This is a genomic window from Undibacterium sp. TJN25 (assembly GCF_049339885.1).
Lineage (GTDB): Bacteria > Pseudomonadota > Gammaproteobacteria > Burkholderiales > Burkholderiaceae_D > Undibacterium.
In genome coordinates, this window is sequence record NZ_JBMPPM010000005.1 from 77,085 (window position 1) to 95,020 (window position 17,936).

Here is a 17,936-nt window from a genome sequence, read left to right on the forward strand (position 1 = left end):
TATTTTTGAACCAGGGTAGGGGAAAAATGTTTCACGGAACCGGACGAGTATCTACAGTATGGATACTCGTCCGGTCCGCTCCTGGATTCGCTGCGCTGCATCCCGGCTACACATTCTTGGTTTTTTCACTACTCGGCGATATCAAACTGCAATGAAGCCAGCTTTGCATAGATGCCGCCTTCCGCGACCAGCGACGCATGGGTGCCGGTTTCCACAATGTGGCCGTGCTCCATGACGATGATGCGATCGGCCTTTTGCACGGTGGCCAGTCGGTGCGCGATGATTAGCGTAGTGCGGCCTTGCATTGCCGCTTCCAGCGCGGTTTGCACAAGGCGCTCCGATTCTGCATCCAGCGCGCTGGTAGCTTCGTCCAGCAACAGTAACGGCGGGTTTTTCAGCAGCGCGCGGGCAATGGCGATGCGCTGGCGCTGGCCGCCGGATAGGCGTACGCCGCGTTCGCCCAGAAAGGACTGGTAGCCTTCCGGCAGCTTTTCTATGAACTCATGCGCGGCAGCCATCCTGGCAGCGGCAATGACTTCCGCGTCGCTGGCGCCGGCCCTGCCGTAGCGGATGTTTTCCATCGCATTGGCTGAGAAAATGATGGTGTCTTGCGGCACGACGCCCACGGCATCCCGCAGTGTATGCAGATGCAGCTGGCGGATATCAACGCCGTCCAGCGTGATGGCGCCTTGCTGTGGATCGTAAAAGCGAAGCAGCAGCTGGAACAGCGTGGTCTTGCCCGCTCCGGAAGAGCCGACTACCGCAACGGTCTCACCTGGTGCGATGCTGAGTGACAAATGCGCCAGTGCCGAGGCTTGCGGGCGGGAAGGGTAATGGAAGACGATATCTTTCAATTCCAGCGCTGAGCCGTTGGCGGTGCGCGCCGGCAACGGCAGCGGCTGGGCAGGCGATTGTATCGGCGATTCCACCGACATCAGCTCTATCAGCCGCTCGGTCGCGCCGGCAGCCCTTTGCGCTTCGCCCATGACTTCAGACAGTGCGCCGATGGCGCCGGCAACGATGGAGGCATACAGGATGAACTGGCCTAGTTCGCCGCCGCTCATATTGCCCTGCATGACTGCATGCGCGCCCAGCCACAGCACGAAAACAATAGCGCCGAACACCAGCAGGATGGCCACCATCGTCAGCAGCGAGCGCGCGCGTATGCGGCGCATCGCTGTAGCAAAAGCGCTTTCCACTGACGAGGAAAAGCGTTGCGCTTCTATCGGCTCATGCGTAAAGGCCTGCACGGTCGGCATCGCATTCAGTATCTCGCCCGCCATCGCAGAGGCATCGGCGATCCTGTCCTGCGAATCGCGCGACAGCTTGCGCACGCGGCGGCCAAACAGCACGATAGGCAGCACGACTGCCGCCAGCATGACGATAATGATGGAAGACAGCTTGGGGCTGGTCACGAACAGCATGGCGAGGCCGCCCAGGAACAGCAGGCCGTTGCGCAGCGCCATCGAGATACTGGTGCCGACTACGGCCTGGATCAGCGTGGTATCAGTCGTCAGCCGCGACAGCACTTCGCCGGTCTGCGTAGTTTCAAAGAACTGCGGACTTTGCGTCACCACATGCGAATATACGGCGTTGCGGATGTCGGCGGTAACCCGCTCGCCCAGCCAGGACACCATATAGAAGCGCGCGGCAGTCGCCACGCCGAGTATACAGGCGACACCGAACAGCGCCAGAAAGGTCAGGTCCACGTGCTTGATGCTTTTGTCGCCGGTGCCGCCGAAGCCGAGATCTATCATCTGCCGGAACGCATAGGGAATCGCCAGCGTAGCGGCGGCCGCCACCAGCAGAGCAATACCTGCCAGTAAAAACTGTTTCTTGTACGGCAGCAGGAAAGGCAGCAGCCCTTTCAGCGTGGCCAGAGTGCTTCTGGAGCGGGCTGGTTTTTCTTCGCTGTCGGTACTGACTTTGCCGGCCGTGGCGGATGTGGAGGATGTCGTCATAATTTAAGTGCTTTGTTGTAGCCCGTGAGTTCGAGATAGCCGCGTCCTGCCGGCTTGCCATTGCGCTGTACAGTGACAGCGCCTTCCCAATAGATTGCGCCGGTAGAACGGCGTGAGTCCAGCTCCTGGTCGTCGCTGAGCGGCTGCAGGTTCCACATGTCGGGCTCGCCTTTGCCATCCGTCAATGCCATCGCGGTAGCAACCGGGTAACGGGTGTTGGTCGCGGCAGAGGTCCAGTAGCGTTGCGGCGTGAAGCGTACCTGGGCGGCGGCATATTGTGTCACTTTCCCGGCCGCATCGCGCAGTGTGGCGTGCGACCAAACCTGCCTGCCGTCCTTGCCCCTGATCTGGAAGGCCATCAGCGCACCGCCGTCATCCAGGTTGGCACCCAGCCAGTCCCAGCCGCTGGATTCTGCATCCAGCACGCTGGTAGACCATTCATGGTCCAGCCAGGCATTGCCGGTCACAGCGATTTCCTTGCCTGCGCGGGCGACGGTGCCGCTAACCCGCAATTGCGGTTCGCTATAATAGTAGCTTGCCTGCCCAGGTCCGGGGCCTTTTTGCGAATAGCCCTGCTCGCCCTGCAACAACAAGGGTTGGGACGGGGACAAAACCAGATTCAGCGTAAAGCCTTTGCCGGCGATGCTGGCGCGGTAATTGCCCTGGCTATCGCGTTGCATGCTCCAGCTGTCCAGCTTGACGTCGGTGTCGCCTGTCTTTGCATAGGCCAGCCCGAATCCTTCACGCGCAGACTTCTGGTCGTGCAGCAGGTGGCCCAGGGCAGGGTCGGATAGCGCCGCATGGGCGATGATCAGTTGCCGCGGCGCGAACTTGCTGGGGTTGCCGGGATCGGCACCGGTGGCCGAACGGAAAAACGTGACCTGAAAACCCAAAGGCTTCTTGTCCGGCGTTTGCAGCCAGCCGGTGGCATACCACCATTCGGTCCGGTATTCTGGGTGGGCTCCGTAGTCTTGCGGGAAAACCAGCGGCTTGCCGGCCAGCACCCGGGCAAAATCGGCGGCGTGTCCCGGCGATGCCGCGATGATGGATGCGGCCAGCGCTGTCGTGCATGCGCACACGACGCGGATACTCGCTGCACTTAAAATGCGCAGCATCACCAGTCCTCCCTTACTGCCTGCAAGACGCTGCCGGACAAGGCTTGGCGGCCTGCCAGCAAGGCAGTGAGGCCGGACGCAACCTGCATGACGGCGGCGACGCTGAATAGCAGGTTCCAGGGCATGTGCATCTGCATGGTCCAGTGAAAAGATTGCGGGTTAACGATAAACACCAGTATCAGGCTGATGACCCAGCCCAGCACAAAACCGACCAATATGCCGATGGCGGTCAGCAGGCTGCCTTCCGCCACCAGGAGGGCAATGATCTCGCGCCGCGTGACGCCGATATGCCGCAGCATGCCGAACTCCTTGGCTCGTGCCAGCGTCTGTGCGGAAAACGTCGCGGCCACGCCGAACAGTCCTATGACCATCGCGATCATCTCCAGCAGGTAGGTGATGGCAAAGCTGCGGTCGAATATTTTCAGGCTGGTGGCACGGATTTCAGACGATTGCGCAAATTCCAGCGCGGAACCGAAAGGCAGCGTGCGTATTGCCTTGATGACCTGCTCCGCCGTCACATGCTCGTCCGTCGTAATCGCCGCATTACTCACATCCAGGTCGCCTGTCAGCTTCTGGTAATCGGCCAGCCGCATGGCGATCGCGCCGGACTGCCTGGCGTAATCGCGCCATACGCCCGCCACTACGGCAGCATAGCGTTGCTGGTTCAGCGGCAGCACCAACTGCGTGCCCACTTTATAACCGTACAAGTCGACCATTGCTTCCGATACCCAGACTGGCAACACACCCGTAATACTGCCGGCCGGCAGGCTTCCTTCCAAGATGGGTATGGACTTGCCGGGATCAAGGGCATTGACGGGCCGGGCCATCAGCAGCACATTGGGCCGGTCAGGCGAAAACAGCAGGCTGGCGGTACGCATGAATTCAATTTTTTGCACGCCGGGAACCGCCGCCAGTTGCTGCTGCTGGGCCGGGCTGATGCGGCTGGATTCGCCGGTGATAGCGGTGCTGATATACAGGGGCGCAGGCAGGATGTGGATCAGCCAGTCATCCACCGATACGCGGAAACTGGCAACCATGATGGCCATGGCCACCATCAGGCTGAAGCTGGACAGCACGCCGCTGAGCGCAATCGAGGCCTGGTTGGGGACATTTGCCAGCCTGGCCAGCGCCAGGCCCACAATGGCAGGCTGGCCGGGCCGGTAAAGCCGGCTGAACAGCAGCGCGCTGATCCTGGGCATCAGCATGATGCCGCCTATCAGCAGCAGCGCCACCGCCAGGTAGCCGAACAGGGGTAGCCCGCCCACTGGCGGTAACTGCGAACAGATGCCGCCGGCAGCCAGCATCAGCAGCGCCGGCCAGACGGCCGCCAGGCGGGACATGGAACTGTCTTCGCTACCGGATTTCAATGCCTGTGCAGGATGGGCGCGGGCGGCTTCCCAGGCCGGCGCCGCGCAGCCCAGTAGTGCGACTACCGTGCCCAGCGCAAAAAAGACGCCGGCTGCCAGCGGCGCAAACGTCACGCTGGGCTGTACTCCGGGAAAATAGCCGCCGCCAAGGTCGCCGCCGAAGAATTTCAGCGTCAACGCCGCCATCAGGTAGCCAGATCCTATGCCGAGCAGGGAGCCGGCGATACCCAGGCCTGCGCCTTCCAGCAGCACCTGGCGCAGGATCTGGCCACGGGTCAGCCCTATCACGCGCAGCAGCGCAAACTGGCTGCGGCGCCGCACGACCGATAGCGCCTGCGTGGAAAATACGAAAAAAGCGCCGGTAAACAGTGCAACCAGTGCCAGCACCGTGAGGTTGACGCGATAGGCGCGCGACATGTTCTCGGTACGCGCTTCCTGGTTGCTGGTTTCGGTGGCGATCAGCTTGCCGCCGCGCGCGATATCCGCCTTGAAGGCTTCGCGGTTGATACCCGGCTTCAGCACCAGGTCCACCCGTGACAATTTCCCGAGCAGGCCGAAGCGCCACTGCATTGCACCTATATCCATCACCGCAATGCGCTGGCCTGCACGTGGACTGACCAGGCCACCCGCCACCCTCAGGCGGACGGTCTGCATGCCGTTGCGCAGCAGCAGCGTATCGCCGGTTGTCAGTTTCAGCCATGCCATTGCCGCCGGCGACAGGAATACAGCGTCATCGGCCAGCATGTCGTAAGGTTTGTCTTCCGCAGGGATGCCCAACAGGTCCGGCGCCAGCGCCGCTGCCTTGAAGCTGTCCATGCCCAGGATTTTAAGCGGGCTGGTCTGGCCGGGCACGGCAGCATTCAGCTCCAGCGCAGGGCTGGCGAGTTGCACATCGCTCCTTTGCGCCAGTTGCGGGTAGATACCCTCATCGATACGGGACTGGTAACCACGCACCGACAGGTCGGCCTGGGCGGAGACGCTCTTGACGGCCGCGGTGAATTCATTGAACGCCGCCGCATTGATCAGGTGGATCGCAAACCCCAGCGCAACGCCGATCGCAATGGCTGCAATGGCGACCAGCGCGCGCACCGGATGCGCGCGCCATTCGCCCAGCAGCAGCCAGCGGCTCCAGCTTGCAGTGCTACCGCTTGCCTCTTTCATGCTTCGTGCAAGCCTTCCTTGGACAGGATCAGCGTGCGGTCGGCAAATTCCGCCGCTGCATGCGAGTGGGTGACCATGACGGCGGATGCGTTATTGTTCTTGATCTCTGAGCGCAGCAAGCTGAGGATGCCGTGCGCCGTGTCCGGATCCAGGTTGCCGGTGGGCTCGTCGGCCAGGATCAGCGCCGGCCTGTGCACCAGCGCGCGGGCGATGGCGACCCTTTGCATCTCGCCGCCGGACAATTGTCGAGGAAAGTCCTTGCCCCTGCCCGGCAGGCCGACGGCATCCAGCATCTGCGTCGCACGTTCCGTTATCTTGCCGTTCAGCAGAAGGGGGAGGGCGACGTTTTGTTCCAGCGTCAGGTGAGGCAGCACGTGGAAGGCCTGGAAGACGAAGCCCATGCTGCGGCGGCGCAGTCCGGTAGCTGCGTCGTCGTCCAGTTCCGACATGTTGACGCCGTCCACCCAGATTTGGCCGGAATCCGGCACGTCCAGCCCTGCAACCAGGTTCAGCAGCGTGGATTTGCCAACGCCGGAATCCCCCATGATGGCAACGAATTCCCCGGTCTTGACTATATAGGATAAGTTGGTCAGCACCTGGCGGTGCTTGCCGTAGGTTTTAGTAAGTTGGCGTAGTTCTAGCATGGGCAGACGGCGGGTATTGGTTTTCTCTGCGGCAGCTTAGCATTGATTTACCGGATGCGGCGGATGCGGATTTCAAACAGGCAAGCAGGTATATCTGGCGCTGTGAATCGGAAGCCGTGTTTTATCCTGCAGAAAGGGCAGCGGTAGTCTATAGTGAACAGGGAGACATTCCGCAATTGCAGGAGACACTCATGATCGATATCGTGGTGATCGTCATACTGCTGGGACTGCTGGTCGCGGTGTTGACGTCGACTATCCCACCCCGGCAGGAGGGCATGCCGCAATACCGCTATGAGCGGAACAAGCGGATTCCCAAGCAGGGCAAGGCGTTCAGCGAAGGGGATGCCGGCGCCGATGCCCAGGGGGCAGCGGCAGTAATGGATGCGGGCGGCGGAAGTTAAAGCGCCGCGCCTGCGTAGGTAAGCTGCTGCGTAGGTAAGTTGTCTAAGCAGCCTGTCTTTCTTCCCTTTCCCTTGCCGACAGCGTAAATATCTCCGCGCCGTCTTCGGTGACTGCGACCGTATGTTCAAACTGCGCCGACAATGAATGATCCTTGGTGACGGTGGTCCATTTGTCGCCTAAAACCTTGACCTGGTAATTGCCGGCGTTGACCATCGGCTCTATCGTAAAGAACATGCCAGGCTCCAGCACGATGCCGGTACCGCGTTTGCCCAGGTGCATTACCTGCGGCGTGTCGTGGAATATCTGCCCCACGCCATGCCCGCAAAAATCCCGTACCGAAGAAAATCCCGCAGCACGGACGATGCCGTCTATTTCCGCACCTATGTCGCCCAGCGTGTTGCCGGGCTTGACCAGCGCTACGCCGGCCATCATGGACTGGTAGGCAACGTCCACCAGCCGGTTCGCCAGGATGGATACTTCTCCCACCTTGAACGTACGGCTGGTATCGCCATGCCAGTTGCCTTCTATCTTGGGCGTGACGTCGATATTGAGGATGTCGCCGGTCTTCAATATCTTGGCGTCGGAAGGAACTCCGTGCGTGACGACGTGGTTGACCGAGATGCAGCTGGCGTGCTTGTAGCCGTGATAATCGATGGTGGCTGGAATGCTGCCGGCGGCGCGCATGAATTCCTCGCACAAGCGGTCCAGCTCCGCAGTGGAAATGCCTGCCTGCACATACGGTGCGATGTAGTCCAGCGTATCGGAAGCGATCCTGCCGGCGATGCGCATCTGTTCAAAGTGTTCTGCGTCGTGCAGACGTATCGGTTTGCCGTGTTCTTTCTGGGTGGAGTAACGCATGGGTTCAACCTCTCGCTTGAAATGGGGTGATGTCTGAGTGCGCTGCAACCACGGCATCGTGCGAAGCGCGCAGGATTTGCTCTATGCGCGCCGGAATGCTGAGGTCTTGCAGCAAATAGGGTTTGATCATGGCGATCGGCGATGCAAACAGCGTGAAGCGCAAAATGGCTTCCGCTTCATCGCCGGCCTGTTTGTTCTGTAGCACGTGGGCCAGACATTGCCGGAAGCACAAGTCCAGCGCATCCTGTTCTGCCTCCAGCGAAGAACTCAATTCAACAGATAAGGCTTCGTTGAATACCGGACAATCTTCGCACTGCAACAGGAATTTTGCATACAGCGGTTTGTCCCTGCACCATTGCAGGAAACCGGCAACGGCGGCCCAGGTATTACCGTCCGACCAATGGCAGGCGACCGTCAGGCGAAAGTCTGCCTTCACCCTGAGCCAGGCGCGGGCCAGGATGGCGCCGCGCGATTCAAAGCGGTGATATACCGACCCTATCGGCGCACCGGCCTTGCCCGCAATGGCCGACATCGAAACCGCGGCCACGCCGCAGCGTGCTGCAACCTCGATGGAGGCGTCGATAATGCTATCTTCTGAGAATTTTGCCAGTCTGACCATTCAAATAGAATACAGATTCTATTTGAGCTTGTCAAATACCCGCCAAATATGGTCCTGCCTGTCGCTGTTTCACGTTGCCTTTTGGACTCTGGATTCACAATAAAGCAGGGAGTATCGAAGGGGTGGGAGAGGTTCGATTTTTGTAAAAAAATGACCATCAGCCCTGCCAACCCCTATATAATCGCCCTACTTGACCGGGAGAGCGCAGCCCAGGACCATCATCCTGGAAATGCCGCCGAAGGGGCTACAACCCAAAAACTCTCAGGCAAAAGGACTGGTCAAGGGAAGGCATGTTTCTTCCAACTCTGGAGAGCGGTAGCGGCTCATGCGGCACGGATGCAAATTTCCGGTGCGCGGGCGAACTATCCACCGAAGGTGCGCGCGGATCGCTGGATATTATTCAGACGATCCGTAATCTCTCAGGTACCAAGGACAGAGGGGTCTGCGATTCATTCGGCGCGGAACGGTTTTATGGCAGTTGCCCGGTGCGGCAACTGGCGTTGCGCCTGTTTGCGAAAGTAATGGTCGTCCCTTCTATTCTGGTAATGAGGTTTTCATGACGCAAGCCGAGGCAACACAACTCAAAGCAACTCCCCTCAATGCAGCTCATCGTGCCGCAGGCGCGCGCATGGTCGATTTCGGCGGCTGGGACATGCCCGTCAACTACGGTTCACAGATCGAAGAGCACCATGCAGTGCGCACCGATTGCGGCATGTTCGACGTGTCGCACATGTGCGTAGTGGATCTGCAAGGCGCCAACGTGCGCGCCTTCCTGCGCGGTCTGGTCGCCAACAATGTGGACAAGCTGCAAATTTCCGGCAAGGCGCTGTACTCCTGCATGCTGCTGCCTGAAGGCGGCGTCATCGACGATCTGATCATCTATTTTTTCAATGAAAACTGGTTCCGCCTGGTCGTCAATGCCGGCACGGCGGAAAAAGACATCGCATGGATCAATGCCCGCAATGCAGAAACCAATAGCGGCCTGACCGTGACGCAGCGCCGAGACGGCGCCAATGCACTGGCCCTGGTAGCCGTGCAGGGCCCGAACGCGCGCGCCAAAACCTGGCAGGTGATTCCGCAGGCGCAGGCCGCTAGCGAGGCAATCAAGCCTTTCAATGCTGTCATCGTGGAAAACACCGCGTTTGGCGAAGTAATGGTGGCACGCACTGGGTACACGGGCGAAGACGGTTTTGAAATTGCAGTCTCCGCCGACAAGGTCAACGCGCTGTGGGATGCGCTGGCTGCTGCGGGCGTGAAACCGGCCGGCCTGGGCGCACGCGACACGCTGCGCCTGGAAGCCGGCATGAACCTGTATGGACAGGACATGGATGAAGGCGTGAACCCGCTGGATGCCGGCCTCGCATGGACCATAGACCTGGTCAGCGAACGAAACTTTACCGGCAAGGCAGCGCTGCAAAAGCAAGGCCAGAATGCGCAATTCCTGGGCCTTATCCTGCGCGAAAAGGGCGGCGTGCTGCGCGCCCACCAGAAAGTGATCACCGCTCAGGGTGAAGGCGAAATCACCAGCGGCACCTTCAGCCCGACCATGCAGCAAACTATCGCGCTGGCGCGCTTGCCTATGGGCGTGGCGATTGGCGACACGGTGCAAGTGCAGATACGCGACAAGCAACTGGCGGCCACCGTCGTCAAGCTGCCTTTCGTGCGTAACGGTAAAATCCTGGCCAGCTAATTACGCAATACGCAAACGAATTCATTTTTAAAGCTAAACCTGCGTGCTGTTGAACCGAACGCACGCCCTTTTTTGGAGAACACCATGAATATTCCAGCAGACCTGAAATACACCGCGTCCCACGAATGGATACGCACAGAAGCAGACGGCACGATCACGATCGGTATCAGCGAATTCGCGCAAGACTCCTTGGGCGATATCGTGTTTGTTGACCTGCCTAAAGTAGGCCAGGTGCTGTCCGCCGGCAAAGATTGTGCCGTCGTCGAATCCGTCAAGGCAGCCGGCGACATCTATGCGCCTGTGTCCGGCGAAGTCATCGCCGTCAACGACGCCGTTGTTGATGCACCTGAATCCATCAATGCCAACGCCTACGACGCATGGCTGTTCAAGCTGAAACCGGCCAATGCGGCAGACGTTGATGCACTGATGAATGCAGACGACTACAAAAAGAACATAGGCTAAACAAATACGGCCTCCTGGCGGCGGCGTTTGCTGCTGGCAGGGCGGCCGGGTTGCGCTCCCGCTGACGTGCAGGCAGACGCCTACGCAGTACCGGGGCTGCGTTCCGCTTGTTCTCCGCTATCCGCTATTCTTTAAGCATACCCACTATCATGACCCGTATCAGCCTTTCTCAACTTGAAGCACGCGACGCCTTCGTCGCCCGCCACATCGGCCCTTCCGAATCGGAACAGGCTGCCATGCTGTCCGCAGTCGGCTATCCCGACCTGACCGCCCTGATCGATGCCATCGTTCCTGCCAACATCCGCCGCAAGGACGTGCTGCCGCTGGCGCAATTCACCGATGCCTTGCCTGAGCAGGCCGCACTGGCCAAGCTGAAAGCACTGGCCGGAAAGAACCGCGTGCTGAAATCGATGATAGGCCAGGGTTATTACAATACGCATACGCCCGGTGTCGTACTGCGCAATGTATTTGAAAATCCCGCCTGGTACACGGCCTACACGCCTTACCAGCCGGAGATTTCCCAGGGCCGCCTGGAAGCAATGCTGAACTTCCAGCAAATGGTGACCGACCTGACAGGCATGGACATCGCCAATGCGTCGATGCTGGATGAGGGAACTGCCGCCGCCGAAGCGATGACGCTGGTGATGCGCGTTGGCAAATCGAACTCCAATGTGTTTTATGTCGGCGACGATGTGCTGCCGCAAACGCGTGAAGTAATAGAAACCCGCGCCCAGCCGCTGGGCATAGAAGTGCGTACCTGCAAGGGGCAGGAAGCGCTGGATAACGATTGCTTCGGCGTTCTGCTGCAATACCCGGGCGTCAATGGCGACATCAAGGATTATCGCGACTACGCTGCTGCGCTGCATGCCAAGGGCCGTATGGTGATCGTCGCTGCCGATCTGCTGGCGCTGACGCTGTTGACGCCTCCGGGCGAATGGGGCGCGGACGTGGTGGTCGGCAACAGCCAGCGTTTCGGCGTACCGCTCGGTTTCGGCGGCCCGCACGCAGGTTATATGTCTACTCGCGACGCGTTCAAGCGCAGCATGCCCGGCCGTCTGGTCGGCGTGACCGTGGATGCGCAGGGCAACCAGGCTTACCGTCTGGCGCTGCAAACCCGCGAGCAGCATATCCGCCGCGAGAAAGCGACATCCAATATCTGTACTGCACAGGTATTGCTGGCGGTGATGGCTTCCATGTATGCGGTGTACCACGGCCCTGCCGGCTTGCGCCAGATCGCGCAGCGCGTGCACCGTTATACGGGCGTGCTGGCAACTGCCTTGCACCACCTCGGGTATGCAACCAAAAACGCCACTTATTTCGATACGTTGACCGTCAAGGTTAAGGACGCACAGGCGGTGCACGCCACTGCGGAGGCGAACGGCGTCAACCTTCGTCACATCGATAGCACGCATGTCGGCATCTCGCTCGATGAAACCACCAGTCGTGAAGACATTGCGCTGCTGTGGTCCATCTTTGCTACCGGCATCGCCCCTGCGCCAAAGGCGCCGGATTTTGATGCGATAGAAGCCGGTGTGCAGGAATCCATTCCTACCGTGCTGGCGCGTACTTCCGCCTACCTGACGCATCCGGTGTTCAACCGCTATCACGCTGAACATGAAATGCTGCGCTACCTGCGGGGCCTGGCAGACAAGGATCTGGCGCTGGACCGCAGCATGATCCCGCTCGGCTCCTGTACGATGAAGCTGAACGCCACCAGCGAAATGATCCCGGTCACCTGGCCCGAATTCTCCAACATGCATCCTTTTGCGCCAGCTGACCAGACCGTCGGCTACCGTGAAATGATAGACCAGCTTGAAGCGATGCTGTGCGCGGCCACCGGCTATGCCGCAGTATCGCTGCAGCCGAATGCAGGTTCGCAGGGCGAATACGCAGGCCTGCTGGTCATTGAGGCTTACCACGCGTCGCGCGGCGAATCGCACCGCAAGGTTTGCCTGATCCCATCTTCTGCCCACGGCACCAATCCCGCATCGGCCAGCATGGTGAATATGGAAGTCGTGGTGGTTGCCTGCGACGAGCGCGGCAATGTCGATCTGGCCGATCTGCGCGCCAAGGCTGAGGCGCACAAGGACGATCTGGCGGCGATCATGGTCACCTACCCATCGACGCACGGTGTATTTGAAGAAGGCATCCAGGAAATCTGTGAAATCGTGCATGCAAACGGCGGCCAGGTCTATGTGGACGGCGCCAACATGAATGCGATGGTCGGCGTGGCGGCTCCCGGCAAATTCGGCGGCGATGTCAGCCACCTGAACCTGCACAAGACTTTCTGCATCCCGCACGGTGGCGGCGGACCGGGCGTAGGCCCTGTTGCAGTCGGTGCACATCTGGCAAAATTTTTGCCTAACCAGAAATCCAGCGGCTACCAGCGCGACAAGGACGGCATAGGTGCGGTCAGCGCCGCGCCTTTCGGCTCCGCCAGCATTCTGCCGATTTCGTGGATGTATATTGCGATGATGGGCGCCGATGGCCTGAAAGCCGCGACCGAAACAGCGATTCTGGCCGCCAACTACATCGCCAAGCGTCTGGCACCGCATTACCCGGTGCTGTACTCCGGCCATGACGGCCTGGTCGCCCATGAATGCATCCTGGATCTGCGTCCTATCACCGACCTGACCGGCATCAGCAACGAAGATGTCGCCAAACGCCTGATCGACTTCGGCTTCCACGCGCCAACGATGAGCTTCCCGGTTCCCGGCACGCTGATGATAGAGCCGACCGAAAGCGAATCGCTGGCCGAGCTGGACCGTTTCATAGACGCGATGATCGCCATCCGCATGGAAATCGCCAAGGTTGCTTCGGGCGAGTTCGATAAGCAGGACAATCCGTTGAAACATGCACCGCATACGGTGCAGGTGCTGACAGCCGATGAATGGAAACATGCGTACAGCCGTGAAGTAGCAGGCTATCCTGTCGCCAGCCTGCGCAAGCAGAAATACTGGGCACCGGTAGGCCGCGCCGATAACGTGTACGGCGACCGTAACCTGTTCTGTTCCTGCGTGCCTATTTCTGAATATCAATAATAGCGAAATTAGCAAAAAGAGGCGAAAGGGCATTGCTGAGGCAATGCCCTTTTTTTTGTTTCGGCGCTCCAAATATGGGGAATAGAGGCGAGCATCTAAGGGAGTGTGGTTTTCGCCGCTGCGCTCGTGGTCTTCATGGTTGTATATTATTTATTGAGCATATAGCATAGCCTGCATAATAAAAATAACGGTTTCCCCGCAGTAGTCCGCCTAATCACATTTGACGATTCCAGATGACAGAGACCAATCCGCCTTCAGCGCCATCCGCCCTGAAACAACTAAAAATAGACCGCAGTGCGCTCAAACCTGGCAAGAAAAAACGCTGGGGCCTATGGATTTTCCTGGTGCTGATTGTCGTCACAGGTGCTGCCATAGTGTTGATGCCCTCCAAGACCGAGGTGCAGGCGACGTCGGTGGTGACGTCGTATCCGTCGCAGCAGTATGCGCAGCTGACGGCGTCCGGCTATGTGGTGGCGCAGAGGCGGGCGGCAGTTGCCAGCAAGGCTACTGGCCGGCTGATACAACTGAACGTGCGCGAGGGCAGCAAGGTCAAGGAGGGCGACTTGCTGGCGAAGCTGGATGCCAGCGACGTACAGGCGGCAATCGTGCAGGCGCAGGCGGGGATACGCCAGGCGGAAGCCGGCGTGGCGCAGGCAAACGTCGAACGTATCAATGCCGAGGCCGACCTGAGGCGCGCGCAGGGCTTGAAGGCGCAGGGTTTTGTGTCGATACAGGCGCTGGATACCGCCAGCACGCGAGTCAATGCGGCTAAGGCCTCGGTCGTTACGGCCCAGGCTGCGGTGGCCGTCGCCAGGGCGCAGTTGAAGGTGCAGCAGGTCAACAATGACTATACCGATATCCGCGCGCCTTTCGACGGCGTGGTGCTGGTAAAAAATGCCAACGTGGGCGACATTATTACGCCATTTTCGAATGCGTCCGGTACCCAGGGCGCCGTGGTGACGATGGCGGACATGAGCACGCTGGAAGTGGAAGCCGATGTGTCCGAAAGCAACCTTGCCAAGGCGAAGATAGGGCAGCCGGTGGAAATCACGCTGGATGCCTTACCCGATTCACGCTTCCGCGGCAGCGTCGTCGGCATCGTTCCTACCGTAGACAGGGCCAAGGCCACTGTCGTGACCAAAATCCGTTTTGAAAACCTGGACTCGCGCATCCTGCCCGAAATGAGCGCCAAGGTCACCATCCTGTCGCAACCGGCAACTGACGCCGACCAGAAACCGGTGCTCGCGCTAAACCCGAAAGCAGTGGTGCAGCGCGACGGCAAGAAAACCGTATTCCGCATCAAGGACGATACGGTCGAGGCAGTGGCAATACAGACCGGGCGCAAGATAGGCGACAACCTGGAAGTCAGCGGGCCGGTCAAGTCCGGCGACAAGCTGGTATTGTCACCTTCGGACAAGCTGGCAGCCGGCGCTAAAATCACTGTGGCGACGAAATAATGTCGTCCGCAGAATTGGAAAAAACGGCAGAGAACGCTGCACAGGCGGCGCAGCCGGTCATCCGCATCCGCCAGCTGGATAAAACCTATATCCGCGGTGGCCAGCCTATCCCGGTATTGCAGGGGGTAGACCTGGATGTGCAGGATGCCGAATTCATCGCCCTGATGGGCCCCAGCGGCTCCGGCAAGAGCACCTTGCTCAACCTGATCGCCGGCATAGACAAACCTACCAGCGGCACGATAGAGATAGGCGGCGTCAATATCGCTACCTTGAGCGAAGGCGATCTGGCCGACTGGCGCGCGGCAAATGTGGGATTCATTTTCCAGTTCTATAACCTGATGCCGGTCCTGACTGCGTTCGAGAACGTGGAGCTGCCGCTGCTGCTGACCGGCCTGTCGCGCTCGCAGCGCAAGGCGCACGTGGAAGCGGCGCTGAACATGGTTCGCCTGGAAGACCGGATGGACCATTACCCGAACGAGCTGTCCGGCGGCCAGCAGCAAAGGGTGGCGATTGCGCGAGCCCTGGTCACGGACCCTACGCTGATCGTTGCCGATGAACCTACCGGCGACCTGGACCGGGCCACGGCCGAAGAAGTGCTGGCAATGCTGGACGAACTGCACACCGAGCTGGGCAAGACCATCGTCATGGTCACGCACGATCCCAAGGCGGCATCGCGCGCGAAGCGGCTGGTGCACCTGGAAAAAGGCGTGCTGGTGCCGGATTCTGCAATCCTGGTTCAGTCACACTAGCCATCGCAGATCGCATCATGTTCATATTCAAGCTGCTGCTCAAAAACGCTTTCCGGCACAAGCTGCGCACCATGCTGACGATGGTGGGCCTGGTCGTGGCGATCTGCGCGTTTGGCCTGCTGCGTACGATTGTGGATGCGTGGTACGCAGGTGTGGAAGGCACATCGAGCACGCGGCTGGTCATGCGCAACTCCATTTCTCTGACCTTTCCGTTGCCTTTGAATTATGCCGACCGGCTGCGCAACGTGGAAGGCGTCACTGCCGTCAGCTGGTCCAACTGGTTTGGCGGCATTTATATCAGCGAACGTAATTTCTTTCCGCAGTTTGCCGTTGAGCCGGAAAGCTATCTGTCCATGTATCCCGAATATGTGCTGAAGGACGACGAGCGCAAGGCCTTCCTGCTGGACCGCAAGGGTGCCATTGTCGGCCGCAAGCTCGCCAACCAGTACGGCTGGAAGGTCGGCGACCAGATTCCGCTGCGCGGCACCATCTATCCCGGCACCTGGACTTTTACACTAAGGGGTATCTGGGATGGCGTCGATGCCAAGACCGACGAATCGCAATTGCTGTTCCACTGGCAGTACCTGGCGGAGACGGTGCGCAAGCTGAGAGCCAGCAGCGCCGATTATGTCGGTGTATACATTGTCAGCATCAATGAGCCGAACAATGCGCCGCTTATTTCGGAACGCATCGATGCGCTGTTCAAGAACTCGCTGGCGGAGACGCTGACAGAGACGGAAAAAGCATTCCAGCTGGGTTTCGTGTCGATGAGTGAAGCCATCCTGGTCGCGATCAATGCCGTCAGCTTCGTGATCGTGATTATTATCATGGCGGTCATGGCCAATACAATTATGATGACGGCACGCGAGCGCCTGTCTGAATATGCGACGCTGAAGGCACTGGGATTTTCTCCCAGCTTTGTCGTCAAGCTGTTGTTCGGAGAAAGCCTGGTCATTGCATTGATAGGCGGAGGCCTGGGAATACTGGTCACGCTGCCGATTGCCGCCGCGTTTGCCAAGGCCGTTGGCACACTTTTTCCGCAGTTCAGGGTATCCGAGGCTACGATAGGCCTGCAATTGCTGGCCAGCCTGATTGTCGGCGTCGTCGCTGCAGCGTGGCCGGCCTGGAAGATGAGCCGCATCAGCATCGTCAATGGCCTGAGGCAGGTTGCATGAAGCTGATCCCTTTTTCCTATGTCGCCCGCAACCTGTGGGTGCGCCGGGTAACGACACTGCTGACGGCAGGCGGCATGGCGCTGGTGATCTTTGTGTTTGCCGTGGTGCTGATGATGAGCGAGGGCATACGCGCGACGCTGGTCGCCACGGGCCAACCGGACAATGTGCTGATCCTGCGCAAGGGCGCAGGCGCTGAAATCAATAGCGGCATTGCGCGTGACCAGGCGGCCATCATAGAAAGCCTGCCGGGAATCGCCACCGATGGCGAAGGGCGGCCGCTGGTCAGCAAGGAGCCGGTGGTGCTGAACAACCTGCCTAAGCGCAGCAACGGCAAACCCAGCAACGTCACGTTGCGTGGCACGTCGATTCTCGGCCTGGAACTGCGGCCCCAGGTCCAGATGATACAGGGCCGCATGTTCCGCCCCGGCACTTCCGAAATTATTGCCGGGCATGCGATTGCCAAAGGCTTTCGCGGCACCGGCCTGGGCGAAACGCTGCACTTTGCGCAACGCGACTGGATCGTGGTCGGTATCTTCGATTCTGGCAAGACCGGCTTCGATAGTGAAATCTGGGGCGATTCCGAGCAGATGATGGCTGCCTTCCGGCGCAACAGCTATTCGACGATGGTGTTCCGCCTGGCCGACCAGTCCGCCCTCGCGGGCATCAAGGCCATCATAGACAACGACCCGCGCCTGCAGGTGGACGCCAAGCCCGAGATCCAGTTTTATTCGGAGCAGAGCGAGGCGCTGGCGACCTTCATCCGCATCCTGGGAATGAGCCTGTCGATCATATTTTCGATAGGCGCGGTTGTCGGGGCGATGATCACGATGTTTGCCGCGGTGGCGCAAAGGGTGGGGGAGATAGGTACGCTGCGGGCGCTGGGATTCCGGCGCGGCGCGGTGCTTGGCGCTTTCCTGCTGGAGTCGTTGCTGCTGTCTCTGGTAGGCGGTGTACTGGGCCTGTTTGCCGCGTCATGGATGCAGGCGGTGGATATTTCCACGACCAATTTCCAGACCTTCAGCGAACTGGCATTCCAGTTCAAGCTGACGCCGGGCATTGTTGTGCAGACCCTGGTGTTTTCTTTGTTTATGGGATTTATCGGGGGATTTATTCCTGCCTGGCGGGCGGCTCGGATGAAAATTGTTGATTGCTTGAGGGCGGTTTGACGAGTCGCGCTGTGCGCGTGCTTCTGCTTTCGGTAAGTGTGACCGGTAGTTGTCTTTTTTAACCGCTGG

Annotated in this window: 14 protein-coding genes and 2 riboswitches; of the genes, 8 read left to right on the forward strand and 6 right to left on the reverse strand. The window is 59.6% G+C overall.

Going from position 1 to position 17,936, the window contains the following annotated elements; translation table 11 throughout:
* Positions 1 to 128: 128 nt before the first annotated feature.
* The 4 genes from ACO0LO_RS13730 to ACO0LO_RS13745 are packed head-to-tail and all read right to left on the reverse strand — an operon-like array spanning position 129 to position 6,248.
* Positions 129 to 1,961: an ABC transporter transmembrane domain-containing protein gene (locus tag ACO0LO_RS13730; protein ID WP_422964790.1), complete on the reverse strand. Its 1,833-nt coding sequence runs from the start codon at positions 1,959 to 1,961 to the stop codon at positions 129 to 131.
* Positions 1,958 to 3,076 (reverse strand): lipocalin-like domain-containing protein, encoded by a 1,119-nt coding sequence (locus ACO0LO_RS13735; RefSeq protein ID WP_422964791.1) that lies wholly within the window; start codon positions 3,074 to 3,076, stop codon positions 1,958 to 1,960. Before ACO0LO_RS13735 ends, ACO0LO_RS13730 begins: the two co-directional genes overlap by 4 nt.
* Positions 3,076 to 5,604: an FtsX-like permease family protein gene (locus ACO0LO_RS13740; RefSeq protein WP_422964792.1), complete on the reverse strand. Its 2,529-nt coding sequence runs from the start codon at positions 5,602 to 5,604 to the stop codon at positions 3,076 to 3,078. Before ACO0LO_RS13740 ends, ACO0LO_RS13735 begins: the two co-directional genes overlap by 1 nt.
* The gene (locus ACO0LO_RS13745) at positions 5,601 to 6,248 is read right to left on the reverse strand and encodes an ABC transporter ATP-binding protein (RefSeq protein WP_422964793.1); all 648 of its coding nucleotides are present in this window, start codon (positions 6,246 to 6,248) and stop codon (positions 5,601 to 5,603) included. The genes ACO0LO_RS13740 and ACO0LO_RS13745 overlap by 4 nt, the downstream gene beginning before the upstream one ends.
* Positions 6,249 to 6,439: 191 nt before the next feature.
* Between ACO0LO_RS13745 and ACO0LO_RS13750 the strand changes: the two genes are divergently transcribed.
* Positions 6,440 to 6,649 carry a hypothetical protein gene (locus tag ACO0LO_RS13750; RefSeq protein WP_422964794.1) on the forward strand — a complete coding sequence of 70 codons (210 nt, stop codon included), beginning with the start codon at positions 6,440 to 6,442 and terminating at the stop codon, positions 6,647 to 6,649.
* Positions 6,650 to 6,692: 43 nt separating this feature from the next.
* Here ACO0LO_RS13750 and map read toward each other — a convergent pair whose 3' ends face one another.
* Both map and ACO0LO_RS13760 read right to left on the reverse strand, forming a co-directional pair.
* Complete coding sequence (map, locus tag ACO0LO_RS13755) at positions 6,693 to 7,508, reverse strand: type I methionyl aminopeptidase (protein WP_422964795.1); 816 nt, start codon at positions 7,506 to 7,508, stop codon at positions 6,693 to 6,695.
* Positions 7,509 to 7,512: 4 nt separating this feature from the next.
* A complete protein-coding gene (locus tag ACO0LO_RS13760; RefSeq protein WP_422964796.1) occupies positions 7,513 to 8,127 on the reverse strand; it encodes a TetR/AcrR family transcriptional regulator in 615 nt (204 codons plus the stop codon).
* A 185-nt stretch (positions 8,128 to 8,312) separates the two neighbouring features.
* Positions 8,313 to 8,414: riboswitch (glycine riboswitch) on the forward strand.
* A gap of 8 nt (positions 8,415 to 8,422) precedes the next feature.
* Positions 8,423 to 8,573, forward strand: a riboswitch (glycine riboswitch).
* Between the two features lie 110 nt (positions 8,574 to 8,683).
* On the opposite strand from ACO0LO_RS13760, the gene gcvT reads away from it, so the two are divergent.
* From gcvT to ACO0LO_RS13795, 7 genes are all read left to right on the forward strand, one after another.
* Complete coding sequence (gene gcvT, locus ACO0LO_RS13765; RefSeq protein WP_422964797.1) at positions 8,684 to 9,817, forward strand: glycine cleavage system aminomethyltransferase GcvT; 1,134 nt, start codon at positions 8,684 to 8,686, stop codon at positions 9,815 to 9,817.
* Positions 9,818 to 9,901: 84 nt separating this feature from the next.
* Positions 9,902 to 10,279, forward strand: a complete 378-nt coding sequence (gcvH, locus tag ACO0LO_RS13770) for a glycine cleavage system protein GcvH (protein WP_422964798.1) — start codon at positions 9,902 to 9,904, stop codon at positions 10,277 to 10,279.
* Positions 10,280 to 10,428: 149 nt separating this feature from the next.
* Positions 10,429 to 13,320 (forward strand): aminomethyl-transferring glycine dehydrogenase, encoded by a 2,892-nt coding sequence (gene gcvP / locus ACO0LO_RS13775; RefSeq protein WP_422964799.1) that lies wholly within the window; start codon positions 10,429 to 10,431, stop codon positions 13,318 to 13,320.
* A 233-nt stretch (positions 13,321 to 13,553) separates the two neighbouring features.
* Entirely contained in the window at positions 13,554 to 14,777 is a 1,224-nt protein-coding gene (locus ACO0LO_RS13780) for an efflux RND transporter periplasmic adaptor subunit (RefSeq protein WP_422964800.1), read from the forward strand.
* Positions 14,777 to 15,526 carry an ABC transporter ATP-binding protein gene (locus ACO0LO_RS13785; RefSeq protein ID WP_422964801.1) on the forward strand — a complete coding sequence of 250 codons (750 nt, stop codon included), beginning with the start codon at positions 14,777 to 14,779 and terminating at the stop codon, positions 15,524 to 15,526. The genes ACO0LO_RS13780 and ACO0LO_RS13785 overlap by 1 nt, the downstream gene beginning before the upstream one ends.
* Before the next feature lie 17 nt (positions 15,527 to 15,543).
* The gene (locus ACO0LO_RS13790; RefSeq protein ID WP_422964802.1) at positions 15,544 to 16,701 is read left to right on the forward strand and encodes an ABC transporter permease; all 1,158 of its coding nucleotides are present in this window, start codon (positions 15,544 to 15,546) and stop codon (positions 16,699 to 16,701) included.
* A complete protein-coding gene (locus ACO0LO_RS13795) occupies positions 16,698 to 17,867 on the forward strand; it encodes an ABC transporter permease (RefSeq protein WP_422964803.1) in 1,170 nt (389 codons plus the stop codon). The genes ACO0LO_RS13790 and ACO0LO_RS13795 overlap by 4 nt, the downstream gene beginning before the upstream one ends.
* Positions 17,868 to 17,936: the final 69 nt, after the last annotated feature.